Genomic DNA, 14,420 nt, shown 5'->3' with positions numbered 1-14,420 from the left:
CGCGTTGAATGCAGGGCCTTGTCCAGACCTTATCGCGCATCAACGGCTACATAGCCCTTGCTGCGGGTGTCATGCTGCTCATGGCGGTGATTGCGATCCTTGCAGATGTAGCGATGCGCGCCTTTGGGCATCCGCTGGGCGGCACCGATGAGCTGTCCGGCTATGTCATGGCGATTGCGACCGCTTGGGGAGTTAGCTACGCGCTCACCGAGCGGGCCCATGTCCGCATCGAGCTGATCCGCAACAAACTGGTCCCCGCGGGGCGCGCATGGATGGACCTGCTTTCATTGGCCGCTATGGCCGTCACCGCCGTAATTATCGGATGGCGTGGGTGGGGGGTTCTTGCCTCCACCCTTGCGAATAATTCGCGGGCGAATACCGCATTGGCAACGCCTCTGGCATGGCCTCAAACCTTGTGGTTTGCCGGATGGTTGTGGTTCGCAATCTCTACGCTGCTGCTTTTGATCTGTGTTGTGGCGTTCATGCTTAAACGGGACTGGAACGCGGTTGACCAAGCTGCCGGATTTGAGGGTGAGTTATGATCCTTTTTACAACAACCGGCCTGTTCACGCTGCTTTTGGCCTCCATTCCCGTGGGGATCATTCTGATCCTTCTATCCATCGCTCTTGATACTTTTTTCTCTCCGTTTCCTTTGATGCGCGGGTTGGGTCAGGTGGTCTGGTCCTCGTCCAATTCCGGCACGCTAATCGCCATTCCCTTCTTTGTACTTCTTGGCGAAATACTTGTCCGCAGTGGCGTGGCCAGCCGGACCTATAACGCATTGAACAGTTGGCTGTCGTGGCTACCGGGCGGGTTGATCCACGCCAATATCGCCACATCGACGTTGTTTTCGGCCACCTCGGGCAGCTCGGTTGCCACCGCCGCGACTGTTGCCACTGTTGCGACACCCCAAGGAGACAGGCTCGGCTATGATCCGCGCCTGTTCACAGGGGCCATTGCGGCCGGGGGTACGCTGGGAATTATGATTCCGCCTTCGATCAACCTGATTGTCTACGGGTTTCTCACCGAGACCTCGATCCCGCGCCTGTTTCTGGCGGGATTGCTTCCGGGGATCCTTTTGGCCCTCTTGTTCATGGCCGTGGTCATTGGCTTATGTGTCTGGAAACCTTCGCTTGGCGGGCAACGCCCTGACTATAGCTGGGGTGAACGGATGCGCGGGCTTCCCGATCTGCTGCCGGTGATGGGCCTATTCGCGACAATTGTTGTCACGATTTACGCAGGCATCGCGACACCCACAGAATCCGCAGCATTGGGGGTGGTTTTTGCATTGGGAATTGCCGCGTTGAACCGGGCGGTCACGCGCGAGATGCTCAATGACGCGCTGCGCGGCACTGTCAAAACCACCGCTATGATCATGCTGGTGGTGATCGGTGCCTATGTCCTCAATTTTGCCCTGACCGCTTTAGGGATCAGTCGACAGCTGCAACAGTTGCTCGAAGGTTTGGGACTGGGCGCTTATGGCACATTGCTGGTGATCGTGTTGATCTACATCGTGCTGGGCTTTTTCATCGAAACATTGTCGTTGATGGTGGCCACTATTCCGATTGTTGTGCCGATCATCGAAAGCTTTGGATTTGATAAAATCTGGTTTGGCATCCTGATGATTGTGCTGATCGAAATGGCACTGATCACGCCCCCCGTCGGGTTGAACCTCTATGTCGTCCAATCGGTGCGCAAACGCGGCAAAATGGCTGACGTCGTCGCAGGAGCCATTCCCTTTGTTCTCGTCATGCTGGCCATGGTCGGACTTCTTATCCTCATTCCGGGACTGGCCCTATGGCTGCCCGAAACCCTTTAAATACATAGGACTATCATGCGCTTTGAAACACCTACCGGTCCCGTCACATTCGACATTGATCACCTTGTCGTTGCGGGCTGGACCGGCCGCGACCAAGAAAAAGTCCAACATCATATTGATGAGCTGGCCGCAATTGGCGTGGCTCCGCCCTCGCAGGTTCCCTTGTTTTACCGCACATCCGCAAGCCTGACGCAACAAAGCGATCACATTCAGGTTCTCGGTGCAGGCACATCCGGTGAAATCGAACCCCTGATCGTCCATGCAAACGGCACCTTCTGGTTGGGCCTTGGCTCAGATCATACCGACCGCCCTCTTGAGGCCCATTCAGTGGCCGCATCAAAACAGGCCTGCCCCAAACCGGTTGGCACATCTCTTTGGCCGCTGGACGAAGTCAAAGACCACCTTGGTACGCTAGAGCTACACTGCGAGATACAAGAAGACGGCGCGTGGGTTGTGTATCAAACGGGAACCCTATCCAGCATCCGGCCGCTGACAGAGTTGATCAATAGCTCCAAACTGCCGAACGGAGGTGCCATGTTATGCGGCACATTGGGCGCGATTGGCGGTGTCCGCGAAGCAACCGCCTACCGTATGCGATTGGCCGACCCTGTCCTGAAACGGGAAATCACACTGACATATACCGTTGAAACCCTGCCGGTCATTGCATGACACAGCCCCCGCACCACAGCCTCGGGCGTTTCCGCCTGACACCTGCACCGAGGCGCGCCTAACAGATGGCCGAGCTGCCGCCCACACTGCGCGGGATAGATCCGACGAGGCACGCCAAACGGCGTGCCGCATTGCTCGATCTGGCCAAAGAACAGCCTGTTGCGGTCTTTGGCATGGGCAGCGCCACAGGTGCAGGCACACGATCACACGGTGGCATGCGGTTCCTGACCGGTTGGGACAGCCACGAAAGCAACGCGCTATTGTTACTGAGCCAGCATGAAACGCGCCTCTTGCTGACCAGCCCTTTTATGCTCCCCTCGGCCCTTGAAACGGTCCCTGACCTATCTCCTCAATACCTGCCCGCCGCGCAATTGCCCCAAACAGTCGCGGCATTCATGGACGGACAGACACCTGCCTTGATCGGTGTCGACGAGATGCCAATGGGCATGTACCGCCTTCTGGCCCCCTATTGGGACAACGGCAGCGACTTCACATCGCGCCTTGATGATTTGCGACAGGTAAAAGCCCCCGCAGCCCTCGAACTCCACCGTTACGGGGCCGCTATTTGCGACAGGATTTTTGCGGCATTGCCAGAGGTCATCCAGTACGGGCGGCGCGCCCGTGACAGCCAGCGCATTCTGGAAAACCTCGCGCGCGAACAAGGTGCCGATAGCTGCCGCACGTGGCTGACCATCGGACCGCAGGCTGACTACCCGCGTTATTGGCCCGAAGAAACCCAAAGGCCCGCCCAAGCAGGCGATCAGATGTTGTTTGGCGTTGCCTTGACCGTCGATGGGCATTGGGCACACGGGCTGCGCATGGGGCACATTGGTGCGGTGCCACCAGCCATTTCACGGCTTCATGCCGGGGTCGCGAACGCTATGGATCTGGGAAGGGCTGCGTTGCGCCCCGGACGGTCGATATCGGATGCGGTAAAGGCCATGGCATCCTGTCTTGATGCTGCCTCCGATGGGGCAAAAAACAGCAGTTTCCGGACAGGCCATGGATTGGGGCTGACCTACGAAGAACCGGGGCTGACCGCTGCATTTCCGCAAAGTTTTGGCGCGGCTCCCGAACCCCACCCCCTCGATGACGGGCCAATACTGAAGGCCGGCATGATCCTTGAGCTGCACCCGAACCTCTTCATAAACGGTATTGGCGGGGCGGCATTGGGCCAGATGATCGAGGTCACGCAGACCGGCGCGAAACCCCTCCTGAAATCGCCACTGGAGCTGATTACACTGGTGTGATGGCGCGGCATTTCCAAGCGGCGCACAGGCTAGGCAGGCAAACGGTTCAAGCGCGCGGAATCGTTCCCAACTGCTGATGTTCGACGGTGACCTTACGCCAATGGGCCAATCCGCACGCAATGCAGGTAATTTCAAAAGACAGCCGAACAAGCCTCAACAAAACGATGTAAGTATATATTTCAAATGCATAAATAGATTGTTGATTAAATTAATAAGATTTGGAGTTGATGCGATAGATTTTTCATGACACCAAGTGGCCAACATTTTTATTTTGTTAACCCCTCGGAGACTCACCATGAAATCTACTGCTCTTTCAGTGATCGCGCTGATGGCTGCTTACGCGTCACCTGCCCTCGCCGACACCCGTACAGATGTCGTCACCAACTATGCAAATATCGCTGCTGCCGGTTACGAAGACAGCGCCATCACGGCCAAGACACTGCAAGCCGCCGTTGACGCGTTGATCGCCGATCCCTCCGAAGTTACCCTGCTGGCCGCGCGTCAGGCATGGCTGAACGCCCGCGTGCCCTACATGCAAACCGAGGTCTTCCGTTTCGGCAATCCCATCGTGGATGACTGGGAAGGCAAAGTGAACGCATGGCCCCTTGATGAAGGGTTGATCGACTATGTAGACAGCAGCACAGTCTTTGATGACGGTGAGAACGCTGCCGCGACCTTGAACGTGATCTCGACCCCTACTTTCGAGCTGAGCGGAAAAACCGTCGATGCAACAGTTATCACAGCCGACCTGCTTGAAAACATCCTGCAAGAAGCTGACGAGAACGAAGCCAACGTGGCCACCGGCTATCACGCCGTTGAGTTTTTGCTGTGGGGACAGGACCTCAACGGCACCGGCGCAGGCGCAGGTGAGCGTCCCTATACCGATTACGTGCAAGGCGATGACTGCACCGGTGGCAACTGTGACCGCCGCGGTGAGTTCCTGAAAGCCGCAACAGATCTGCTGGTGGCTGATCTGGAGTGGATGGCCGCACAATGGGCCGATGGCGGCGATGCGCGTGCAGCTGTGACAGGCGATGCAGATGCAGCTATTTCTGCCATGCTGACCGGCATGGGCTCACTGTCTTACGGTGAGCTGGCGGGCGAACGCATGCGTCTTGGCATCATGTTGAACGATCCCGAAGAAGAGCACGATTGCTTCTCTGACAACACCTACAACAGCCACTACTACGACGCTCTGGGCATCCAGAACGTTTATCTGGGCAACTACACCCGCGTAGACGGCACCAAAATCAGCGGCGCATCGCTTGCGGATCTGGTTAAGGAAGCCGATGCCGGCCTCGATCTGGAAACGCAGGTAAAGCTTGGCAACACCATGCGCGCCATGGCCGAAATGAAAGCCGTTGGCGAAGCTGGCGTAGCTTACGACCAGATGCTGGCCCGTGGCAACGGATCCGGCGAAGCGGTGATCATGGCCGGTGTGAACGGTCTTATTGATCAGACCAAAACATTTGAACGTATTGTGACTGCATTGGGTGCCAACGTAGGCGGATTTGAAGGCTCCGACAGCCTTGATGATCCAAGCAGCGTCTTCGAATAAACCGTAAATACAAGAATGATTTGACCGGTGCCGATTACAGCATCGGTCAAATCACCCATACCCAGCAGGAGACCCCTATTTAGTGGTCGAATGCGCCCCCTCCCTTAACGAGTAAAAAATGCCGGCCCGGGCCGTCCCTCCGGCGTTGTATTTTATAGGATAATCCAATGCAGCACGCTTTCTCCCTTGGTCTTGCCATACTGGCATTCACCGCGCCCCAAGCCTTTGCGCAAGACGCCAAGCTGGGCTTCTCCGCCGAGTTTTCGGTCGAAGTCGAAAACGATTTCACCTTTGACGCTACCGATAGCGGTGCCGAGGTGAATAACCTGAACGCCACAATCGAAGGTGCCATCACCTACCGTTTCTCACCGTCTACCTATCTGCATCTGGGGCTGGTGTTTGAACAACTGGGCGACCCCGAAGGCGATTCAGAATTCGAAGATCACGGCCTATATGCCGAAGAGCTATTCCTCAGCCATGATTTCGGCCGCTTTACCGGCTATACCGGTAAATTCAACGTTGCATATGGTTTGGCCAATGACGAAGCGCCCGGCATCTATGGCACCGATTTCGTCGAAGACTACGAGATCACCGAAAGGGTTGGTGCCGGTCTGTCGATCCCTGTTGAATTCGCAGGCGGCAGCCATGAAATCTACGGCGCTCTCTTTCAGGCCGACCGCTCGTTCCTGAGCGATTCAATCGGCTTTGAGCGCGGCCAGCTTGATCTGGATGACGGCGGTGTTTCCAACACCAAATCCCTCAGCTCCTTTGTTGCCGGTATCACGGGCGAAGTGTCAGGCACTGCCTACTCCTTTGCGGTTCAGCGACAGGCCGAAGGCGAAGGCGATACAGACGACCAGACCGGTGCAACATTCAGCGCCACACATGACTTCGGTCAGTTTGTCGGCATCGGCGAAGTCGCCTATTTCGACAGCTTTGATGGCACAAACGACTCCGCGACTTACATCTCGGTCGGGGCTGCGGTACCATTGGCTGACAACATCAACCTGTCGGGTGTCTATGGTTACCGTGACATCGAAGGCGGCACGGAAGACACGCTTGCCACCCTTACGGTAGAGTATGAATTTACCAGCGGTGTTGTTGCGGCAGTCGGATATCGCTACGGGGATGAAGACGGCGTAAAAAGTGACACGCTGGGTGTGCTGGTCGGCTACGAGTTCTGATCACAGCCGGATCATTTGAACAAAAAAGGGGACAGTCATGATGAAGTTGAACAGACGGGCTGTCCTGCTTGGAACCGGTGCAATTGGGGTCGCTGCCTTGGGCGGCAGCCTATTGGGTTCGGGGCGCCCTGCCCAAGCGGCCACCGCGATCAATTTGACCACGCGGCGCACCTCTTTTGCCTTTAACGGCCCGACAACACAGGGCGTTGTCAGCACCGTCGACAACGCCCCGCCGCCGGTCCTGCGTCTTAAGCAGAACGTCGAGGCCGTGCTGAATTTCACCAACGGGTTGCCCGATTATACGACCATGCATTGGCACGGTATGCGCATACCCAACGCCATGGATGGCGTGCCCTATCTGACACAATTCCCCATCGCCGAAGGGGAGACATTCGAATACCGCTATACCCCGCCCGATGCGGGGACATTCTGGTATCATCCCCACTGCATGACCGGTGACCAGATGGCCGAGGGTATGACCGGCCTGCTCATCGTGGATGAGGCCGAAGACCCCGGTTTTGATATTGACCTGCCATTGAACCTCAAAGGGTTCAGGCTGGCCGAAGATGGCAGCTTCCTTCCCTATTATACTGCACGCGGCGCAGCACGTGGGGGCACCAACCCTAATGTCATGACCACCAATTGGGATATCTCCCCCACTTACGAAGTTCCGGCGGGCGGGCTTGCAAGGATCCGCCTTGGCGTGACCGACATCACACGGGTCTACAAGATCGTATTCCCCGATGTAGCGGGCCGTATCATTGCGTGGGATGGCCATCCGATTGAGGAAGAGGTTCCTTGGCCCACCGCCGAGGCACCGCTCATTCTGGGTCCCGGCCAGCGCGTAGACGTGGCCATCGAGGCACCCGCCGACGCGGAGGTTGAGCTTGTCTTCAACCACATAATCGGTGCACGCAGTATGCCTTTGGCGACCCTCCGCACTACTGGCCCCGCTTTGGGCCGGACATTGGCACAGCTGGCCCCGTTGCCGGAAAATCCAATTGCAAAACCCGATATTGAAAACGCTGAAGTCATCGAAATGGTGTTTGGTTGGTCACCCTCCGACCAGATCCCCTATAACGGGTTTTGCGGTGGCCTACCCTTTACGTTCTGGTCAATCGACCGCAGCCCATGGCCCGGCGATGCAGCAGACGGTACAGGACCCGTAGCGACGCTGGAGATGGGCAAGGACTATATCCTGCGGATGCGCAACGAGTCCCCCAATGACCACCCGATCCATCTGCACGGGCTTGTCTTTGTGCCGATCAGCTCGAATAAACGGAAAATTCCGGCCAATTATACGGATACGGTGCTGCTGCAAAAAAGCGAAACCATCGAGGTCGCCTTGCGTGCGGACAATCCTGGCGATTGGGCTTTCCACTGCCATGTGATTGAACATCAAAAGACCGGTCTGGCCGGATTTATCCGTGTGGTTTGATCCGGCGTGCGCATTGCAGGCCCTCATCTGACAGAGGGCCTTGCAATACTGTTTATTTCGTCAAAATCAGCTTGCCTGCACGGGTGATCCGCAGGGTATAGACCGCCCCATCAAGGATCAAATGGGCTTGTCCGCCTTCTTCAACAATGTCGCGCACATCATATCCCGGCAATACAGCCTGTTGGGCGGGTGCCGCAACGACGCTTGGCGGTTTCATGGTTATCGTCATCCTACCATCCTTTTCATTTCCTTGCCCGAGGCCACCGATCGCCACAGCCCTGTGGCCGCGCACATCAACGGAATCCCCCGATCTCTATATTTACAAAATACTACTTTAACTGGATACGCAATATTTCTGACTAAATTAGTCAGTTATATTTCCAGAAAATCCCAGACTCTGCACTTTTTGCGTCAATGCCCTATCGAAGTCGCCATTTGCGGTAGGATGAAGGGCATATTCCCCGCTGGGAGGGCATTTGCTTTTAGGGTGCAGCGATAGGCCTGCGATAGCGTTTCATCGGTCATAACCTTTGCCGGCGTATCTGACGCAATCAACGAGCCACCTGCCATCACCATCACACGGTCCGCATACATCGCGGTGAGGTTCAGGTCATGCATCACCGCAATCACCCCCCCGCCAGCATTGGCAAAGTCACGAAGGATTTGCATCACTTGCAACTGATGTCCGATATCAAGGCTCGACACAGGTTCATCGACAAAAAGCCAACGAGGTACACCCTCTTGCACGGGCTGCCAAACCTGCGACAGCACGCGGGCCAATTGGACCCGCTGCTGCTCTCCGCCGGACAGATCATGCAGGTGCCTGTTCGCATAGCACTCAAGGCCCACGCGCCCTAATGCGGCCAAGGCGATGTGTTCGTCCCCACCAGCGGTGCTTTGCTGGAGCCCCATACGCACCACCTCGATCACCGTAAAGGGAAACGCCAACGTGCTGGCCTGAGGGAGTACCGCGCGCAGGGATGCCAAATGCCATGCAGGCAAGACGGAGATATCAGCCCCGCCCAGCGATACACGGCCCTGATAGGCAACATCTCCGGTCACGGACCGCAATAGCGTGGTCTTGCCGGACCCGTTTGGCCCGACAATCGCAGTGAGCTGGCCTGCCTCGGCCTTGAATGACACTCCGTTAAGGACAGGCGTGCCGCCTAATGAGACCTTAATTTCGCTTGCCTCGAGCATATCAGAACTCCACCAATCCGCGCTTGCGCAGCAGGATCCACAAAAACACCGGAGCACCAAGAACAGCCGTGACAATGCCAATCGGCAATTCCGCCGGTGCAATGACAACACGGCTGATCATATCTGCGATCAAAAGCATACTGGCCCCCAACAGCGCCGCATTGATCAACAACGTCCGGTGATCAGGTCCGGACCAAAGCCGTAAAAGATGCGGGACCACGATCCCGATAAAACCGATACCACCTGACACAGCCACCGCTGCCCCTGTGGCTGCAGCAACTGTCAGGATCGCGATGTTCTTCATCCGCTGGACCGGTATCCCGATATGATGCGCAGTTGCTTCGCCCAAGGCCAACCCGTTGAGCCCCCGCCCCAGCGTACATGCAATACCAACGGCCAGTATAATCAATGGTGCCGCGACCATTACCTTGATCCAGCTGGCCCCCGCCAGTGACCCCAGCCCCCAAAATGTCAAATCCCGCAGCTGGTCGTCATCAGCGGCATAAACCAACAGCCCCGATGCAGCGCCGGCCAATGCACCCAATGCGATCCCCGCCAACAACATCGTCGCCACCGAGGTACGCCCCGCGCGTGTTGCGACGCGGTACAACACCAGCGTGGACAACCAACCGCCCAGAAAGGCCGCGACCGGCACCAGATAATTGCCAGCCCATGCGGCCAGTGAGACCGGCAACAAGCCGCCCAGCACAATCGCACTGATGGCCCCCAATCCAGCCCCCGCACTCACCCCGACCAGCGCAGGATCGGCCAGCGGGTTGCGAAACAACCCCTGCATCACCGCACCGGACACAGCCAATGCAGCGCCGACGCAGATGCCAAGGACCAGCCGCGGCATGCGGATATCCCACAACACGACGACTTCGGTCTGTGTCAGGGCGCGACCTTGCAGGAGTTTGACCATGACCTGCATCAAAGATGTCCCCGACGCGCCACTTGCAAGGCTAGCACAGCTCACCACAGCCAGCAAAATCGCCAGCCACACGTGCAAACTGCGCGCCGTTTGAAGACGGTCCAGAACTTGCGGGGGATTGCTCAAAACCGCCATGATACTAACCTCCGTAAAGGGCGGCGTTCAGGTCAAGCGCTGCCTGCGCCGTGCGAGGACCAAAGCCCAACAGGTAAAGCCCGTCCATCCGTACAACCGATCGCGTCTGTGCCGCAGCCGTCGTAACGATCGGAGCCATTGCAAAAAGCGCATTATCATCGGCACCGTGACCATCTGATCGGTCCATCATCAAAATCACATCTGGTGCAGCAAGAGCGACGGCTTCATCCGTGAGAGGTTTATACCCTTCGAATGCCGTGACCGCATTCACCGCGCCTGCCATCTCGATAATGCCATGTGCTGCGGTTCCCGTCCCCGACGCAAGGATACGACCACCTTGGGTGCTCAGGATAAAGAGCACCCGTTTAGGATGCTCCACCTCCGCCATGCGTGCCTCTGCCTGTGCGAAATCTGTGGTGATTTGCGCGGCAAGCTCCTCTGCTGCCTTCTGTGCATCCAATGCCTGTCCCACGGCCGTGATTTTGGCAACAACACCTTCGGCGCTATATTCATCCGGGATCGTGACAAAAGGGATCGCGGCCGCTTGCAATGCTGCGATCGTTTCGGGCGGCCCTGCGCCCTCTTCTGACAATATCAGTTCGGGGGCGACCGATAGCACCCCTTCGGAGGAGAGCGCGCGCATATACCCTACATCGGGCAGGTCATTCGCCTCTTGTGGGTAAGTTGATGTGCTGTCGCGCGCAACAAGACGGTCCTGTTGCCCCAAAGCATAGACAATTTCGGTCACAGAACCACCAAGCGCCAGAACCTTCTCCGCCTGCGCCTCTTCACCTTTGCCAATGGACGGCAAAGCACCAATTGCAAAAGCCAACGCAAGCGCGCCAGCGCCCAAACGGAACTGTGCCGATTTAGAGAGAACCTGCCGCATCATGCCGAAATCCCCTCTTCAAGACCTTCAAGCTCGCCCACGATCTTTTGCCATTCAGGCCGACTGTCACGGCCCTGTTTGCCAACACCGAACACCTGCATAATCAGCGCCCCGTCCTTGTCGAAGGCTTCGACTGACACGGCCATGCCGCGTTGCGTCGGCTTTTCAACGGCCCATGCTTCAGCAATGTGATCAAGGCGCAGATGAAGATTGAATCTCGGGTCCAGCACGTTCTGCCATGGCCCCATGCTGCGCAATGTTTCAATCGGGCCGGTGTGTATCTGGATGCAGCCCTTATTCCCGACGAAAACCATCACCTCGATCCCGCGCTGCTGCACAAGGCCCAACATCTGATCCACCGCCAGCGGCAGCAAGGGGCGTACAAAGGGCGCACCCGCAATCCGGTAAGCACCAAGACGGTTCATCTTGAGCTTGCTGCACAAACGCAAAAACTGATGGGTATCGGTCAAACGCGCCCATTCCTTGCGCAGGACATCCAGCTTGGACAAGTCGGACTTTGGTGCCTCTGGCGCCTGACGTGAATCAAGCTCTAGCGTCTGGCTTTGGTCCGCCAATGCCAGTTTTTCCTTGATCTGTTCCCATGCGTCGATCCGCGCCTCATCACGTAAAAATATCTTATGGACCGCATCACCTGCCCCATCAAAGACCTGCAAGGAACGGCGCAAGCCATTTTCGGTCTCGGTTTCGACCGCAAAAGCATGGCGCCAGTGCTGTGGAAAAATGCGCAGATCAATATCTTCGGTAAGCACCATCCCCGCGTGCGGGCCGGGATGATAATTGGCATAGGTGCCTGTCTTTTCATGCACACATGACGCCATGCGCGTCAGGGCCATCACCTCTCCCAGCTCTTGTGCGGCGCCGATAATCCGGTCCGGATGCGCATCCAGACGGGTGGTGCTCTGCCCTGTATAGGCCGCCAGCAATGCCGCCTCGGAGATTTTGTTTTGTTCGGTAAAATCACGCGCGCGCAGGTTCGGGCTGCGTTCTCGCATGTTGCGGATGTCGTTCGGGGTCAGCTCGGTCATGGTGATACCTCGGTCCAATGCAATTCGGGAATGGGTGTTGAATCGGCTGGCACAAGAAAGCGGCTGGCTTTGATCGATACGCCTCGATCATTGTTGACAGTTTTAATCAGGTATTGTAGCGACTGCAAGAGGGTGAAAGCACCCGACCAAAAACCAATTAAATTTCACGACACGCCAGCCTCACCGCAAGCACAGTCGAAGGACATGTTTGTTAGGGGACCAAATGTCTAATCCATCCACACGCGCAGCATTGCGCGCAACGACTGCTTGCCTGCTCACAATCGGCAGCGCCTCCATCGCTTTTGCTCAGGACGAAGATATTGATCTGGGCGTGATTGTGTTGGGCGAAAGCAAGCGCGCAGTCCAGACAGATACCGCGACCGCCGTGACGCAGATTGACCAGGAAGAAATCCTGGACCGGCAACCCGGCACCATTGCAGAGCTGATCGATACTGTACCGGGCGTTAATCTGGTCAACGGCTCAACCCCGCAAGGATCAGGCATTAACGTCCGCGGCTACGGCGCGAATAGTACGTATGGCACCGACCAGAAAGTTGCCGTCATTGTCGATGGAGCCTCGGTCGGGGCAGAGGAAATCTACCGGATCGGCACGCAACTGTTTACCGACCCCTTCTTGTATAAATCTGCCGAAGTGATCCGCGGCACTGTAGGCAGCTTTGAATATGGCTCTGGTATCGTGGGCGGGGTGATCAAGCTCGAAACAAAAGACGCTTCAGACTTCACCGGTGGTGAGCTTGGCTTTGCGGGCTCGCAGACGCTGGAATTTTCGTCCAACGGCGAAGGCATCACCAGCTCGACCAATCTGGCATGGCAACCGACCGATCAGCTTGAATTCCTGCTCAATTACACATGGCGGGATCAGGACACACAGCAAAGCGGTAACGGATCTGACATCGGCAACAGCGCGTTCAACCTGCCCTCCTACCTCATAAAAGGGCGCTACACCTTCGGTGATAACCGCGAGCACTCAATCTCGTTTTCCTACACCGACTCCGAGACAGACGAATCCGATGTACCCTATGACACATTCCTCACCACCGGCGGGGTATTCGGAAATGTGGACCGGACAGTGAATTCGCGTACCGCTGCGCTGACTTACACCTATAATCCGGCCAATGAGCTGATCGATCTCGAAGTTATCGCGTCCTACGCGGATCAGGAAATCGACCAGGAATATGTAGAAGGGTCATCAACCTGTGATGATCCAAGCAATCCTTGTGGATTGCCCGGCGGCTTTACAGCTGGCGGCTTTGGCACCGTCAACGCCGACCACCGGTATGAAACGGCCAAACTTACCGTCAAAAACACCGCCGCTTTCAACACCGGCAGCGTTGGGCACGAATTGCGCACGGGGGTCGAGCTGATCCATAAAGAACGCAAGGACGCAGATTCCGCCCCGGGTGGCACCGACAAACGTGTGGCAGTCTTTGCGGTCGATACAATCTCGATCAATGATGCATGGACCATCACACCTGCCGTCCGTTACGAGCATTCGCATATCGAAGGCTCGACCGCTCCGAATGACGATACCTATAACAACGACGCGCTTATGGGCGGCGTGTCGCTACGCTATGCCTTCGGGAACGGGTTCGCTGTGTTCGGTAGCGCCGCCTATACTGAAAACCTACCGATCCTCGATGATCTGGGCACAGTCGCCTACATGACCCAATCTGAAAAATCGCACACATTCGAACTGGGTGCCTCCTATGCGGGCCACGATCTGATCCGCCCTGATGATAGGTTCGCGATCAAGGCCAACCTGTACCATACCGAATTGCGCGATGTGACATCCTACTCGGTCTTGGGCTCGGCGACGATTGACCGGATTGAAACCGAAGGTCTGGAGCTGGAAGCCTCTTATGCCATGAGCAGCGGGTTCTATATCGACATGAACACCAACATCGTGAGCGGAACGGAATTCCAGTCAACCGGAGACGAGATCGACTGGCGCGGCCTTCCTGCGGACAGTATGCGGCTGACGCTTGGCAAAAAGTTTGGCAAAAAACTTGATGCCAGCTGGGAAGTTGTAGGCAATCGCCGCTTTGAAAGTGACGACGAAACCGTACCCGGTTCTGTCATTCACAATTTGCGTGCCACGTACAAACCCCAGCGCGGTTTTCTGGAAGGCAGCCAAATCCGGTTTGGCGTCGAGAACCTGTTCGACAAGGAATACACCCCGCGCCTGTCCACGCGCCCTGCCCCCGGACGTAACTTCAAACTGAGCATGTCGACCACATTCTAAGTGGTCGACCCTCTCTAGAAACCGTCCAAGAAAGGTCG

At 56.7% G+C, this 14,420-nt stretch carries 13 protein-coding genes; 8 read left to right on the top strand and 5 right to left on the bottom strand.

Features of this window, described 5'->3' with window-relative positions; genetic code table 11:
- Positions 1-8 precede the first annotated feature (8 nt).
- The 7 genes from ABJM03_RS10760 to ABJM03_RS10730 all read left to right on the top strand — a co-directional run bounded on the left by ABJM03_RS10760 (position 9) and on the right by ABJM03_RS10730 (position 7,918).
- The gene (locus ABJM03_RS10760; RefSeq protein WP_348417388.1) at positions 9-542 is read left to right on the top strand and encodes a TRAP transporter small permease; all 534 of its coding nucleotides are present in this window, start codon (positions 9-11) and stop codon (positions 540-542) included.
- Positions 539-1,819, top strand: coding sequence for a TRAP transporter large permease (locus tag ABJM03_RS10755; RefSeq protein ID WP_348417387.1), 1,281 nt, complete (start codon positions 539-541; stop codon positions 1,817-1,819). Before ABJM03_RS10760 ends, ABJM03_RS10755 begins: the two co-directional genes overlap by 4 nt.
- Positions 1,820-1,834: 15 nt before the next feature.
- The gene (locus tag ABJM03_RS10750; protein ID WP_348417386.1) at positions 1,835-2,488 is read left to right on the top strand and encodes a DUF2848 domain-containing protein; all 654 of its coding nucleotides are present in this window, start codon (positions 1,835-1,837) and stop codon (positions 2,486-2,488) included.
- Between the two features lie 65 nt (positions 2,489-2,553).
- Complete coding sequence (locus ABJM03_RS10745; protein ID WP_348417385.1) at positions 2,554-3,738, top strand: M24 family metallopeptidase; 1,185 nt, start codon at positions 2,554-2,556, stop codon at positions 3,736-3,738.
- Positions 3,739-4,033: 295 nt separating this feature from the next.
- On the top strand, positions 4,034-5,296 hold the full coding sequence (locus ABJM03_RS10740; RefSeq protein ID WP_348417384.1) for an imelysin family protein: 1,263 nt from the start codon (positions 4,034-4,036) through the stop codon (positions 5,294-5,296).
- Between the two features lie 167 nt (positions 5,297-5,463).
- Positions 5,464-6,480, top strand: a complete 1,017-nt coding sequence (locus tag ABJM03_RS10735; RefSeq protein ID WP_348417383.1) for a hypothetical protein — start codon at positions 5,464-5,466, stop codon at positions 6,478-6,480.
- 37 nt (positions 6,481-6,517) lie between these two features.
- Complete coding sequence (locus ABJM03_RS10730) at positions 6,518-7,918, top strand: multicopper oxidase family protein (protein ID WP_348417382.1); 1,401 nt, start codon at positions 6,518-6,520, stop codon at positions 7,916-7,918.
- Between the two features lie 52 nt (positions 7,919-7,970).
- On the opposite strand, the gene hemP is transcribed toward ABJM03_RS10730, so the two are convergent.
- The 5 genes from hemP to ABJM03_RS10705 form a co-directional block, all read right to left on the bottom strand.
- The gene (gene hemP / locus ABJM03_RS10725; RefSeq protein WP_348417381.1) at positions 7,971-8,147 is read right to left on the bottom strand and encodes a hemin uptake protein HemP; all 177 of its coding nucleotides are present in this window, start codon (positions 8,145-8,147) and stop codon (positions 7,971-7,973) included.
- 182 nt (positions 8,148-8,329) lie between these two features.
- Positions 8,330-9,118 carry a heme ABC transporter ATP-binding protein gene (locus ABJM03_RS10720; RefSeq protein WP_348417380.1) on the bottom strand — a complete coding sequence of 263 codons (789 nt, stop codon included), beginning with the start codon at positions 9,116-9,118 and terminating at the stop codon, positions 8,330-8,332.
- 1 nt (position 9,119) lies between these two features.
- A complete protein-coding gene (locus tag ABJM03_RS10715) occupies positions 9,120-10,184 on the bottom strand; it encodes an iron ABC transporter permease (protein ID WP_348417379.1) in 1,065 nt (354 codons plus the stop codon).
- A 4-nt stretch (positions 10,185-10,188) separates the two neighbouring features.
- Positions 10,189-11,076 carry an ABC transporter substrate-binding protein gene (locus ABJM03_RS10710; RefSeq protein ID WP_348417378.1) on the bottom strand — a complete coding sequence of 296 codons (888 nt, stop codon included), beginning with the start codon at positions 11,074-11,076 and terminating at the stop codon, positions 10,189-10,191.
- On the bottom strand, positions 11,073-12,119 hold the full coding sequence (locus tag ABJM03_RS10705; RefSeq protein ID WP_348417377.1) for a ChuX/HutX family heme-like substrate-binding protein: 1,047 nt from the start codon (positions 12,117-12,119) through the stop codon (positions 11,073-11,075). Before ABJM03_RS10705 ends, ABJM03_RS10710 begins: the two co-directional genes overlap by 4 nt.
- A 223-nt stretch (positions 12,120-12,342) precedes the next feature.
- On the opposite strand from ABJM03_RS10705, the gene ABJM03_RS10700 reads away from it, so the two are divergent.
- Positions 12,343-14,382, top strand: coding sequence for a TonB-dependent receptor (locus ABJM03_RS10700; RefSeq protein WP_348417376.1), 2,040 nt, complete (start codon positions 12,343-12,345; stop codon positions 14,380-14,382).
- Positions 14,383-14,420: the final 38 nt, after the last annotated feature.

The sequence above is a fragment of the Sulfitobacter sp. genome (assembly GCF_039977885.1).
Classification (GTDB): Bacteria; Pseudomonadota; Alphaproteobacteria; order Rhodobacterales; family Rhodobacteraceae; genus Sulfitobacter.
Note: the sequence above shows the minus strand (reverse complement) of the source record. Positions and strands in the feature narration are given on the sequence as shown.

Excerpts from the sequence above, each read along its gene's own strand:
- ABJM03_RS10710 (WP_348417378.1), bottom strand. The coding sequence starts at position 11,076 with ATGATGCGGCAGGTTCTCTCTAAATCGGCACAGTTCCGTTTGGGCGCT.
- ABJM03_RS10720 (WP_348417380.1), bottom strand. The coding sequence starts at position 9,118 with ATGCTCGAGGCAAGCGAAATTAAGGTCTCATTAGGCGGCACGCCTGTC.
- ABJM03_RS10700 (WP_348417376.1), top strand. The coding sequence starts at position 12,343 with ATGTCTAATCCATCCACACGCGCAGCATTGCGCGCAACGACTGCTTGC.
- ABJM03_RS10755 (WP_348417387.1), top strand. The coding sequence starts at position 539 with ATGATCCTTTTTACAACAACCGGCCTGTTCACGCTGCTTTTGGCCTCC.
- ABJM03_RS10715 (WP_348417379.1), bottom strand. The coding sequence starts at position 10,184 with ATGGCGGTTTTGAGCAATCCCCCGCAAGTTCTGGACCGTCTTCAAACG.
- ABJM03_RS10750 (WP_348417386.1), top strand. The coding sequence starts at position 1,835 with ATGCGCTTTGAAACACCTACCGGTCCCGTCACATTCGACATTGATCAC.
- ABJM03_RS10730 (WP_348417382.1), top strand. The coding sequence starts at position 6,518 with ATGATGAAGTTGAACAGACGGGCTGTCCTGCTTGGAACCGGTGCAATT.
- ABJM03_RS10735 (WP_348417383.1), top strand. The coding sequence starts at position 5,464 with ATGCAGCACGCTTTCTCCCTTGGTCTTGCCATACTGGCATTCACCGCG.
- ABJM03_RS10745 (WP_348417385.1), top strand. The coding sequence starts at position 2,554 with ATGGCCGAGCTGCCGCCCACACTGCGCGGGATAGATCCGACGAGGCAC.
- ABJM03_RS10740 (WP_348417384.1), top strand. The coding sequence starts at position 4,034 with ATGAAATCTACTGCTCTTTCAGTGATCGCGCTGATGGCTGCTTACGCG.
- hemP (WP_348417381.1), bottom strand. The coding sequence starts at position 8,147 with ATGACGATAACCATGAAACCGCCAAGCGTCGTTGCGGCACCCGCCCAA.
- ABJM03_RS10760 (WP_348417388.1), top strand. The coding sequence starts at position 9 with ATGCAGGGCCTTGTCCAGACCTTATCGCGCATCAACGGCTACATAGCC.
- ABJM03_RS10705 (WP_348417377.1), bottom strand. The coding sequence starts at position 12,119 with ATGACCGAGCTGACCCCGAACGACATCCGCAACATGCGAGAACGCAGC.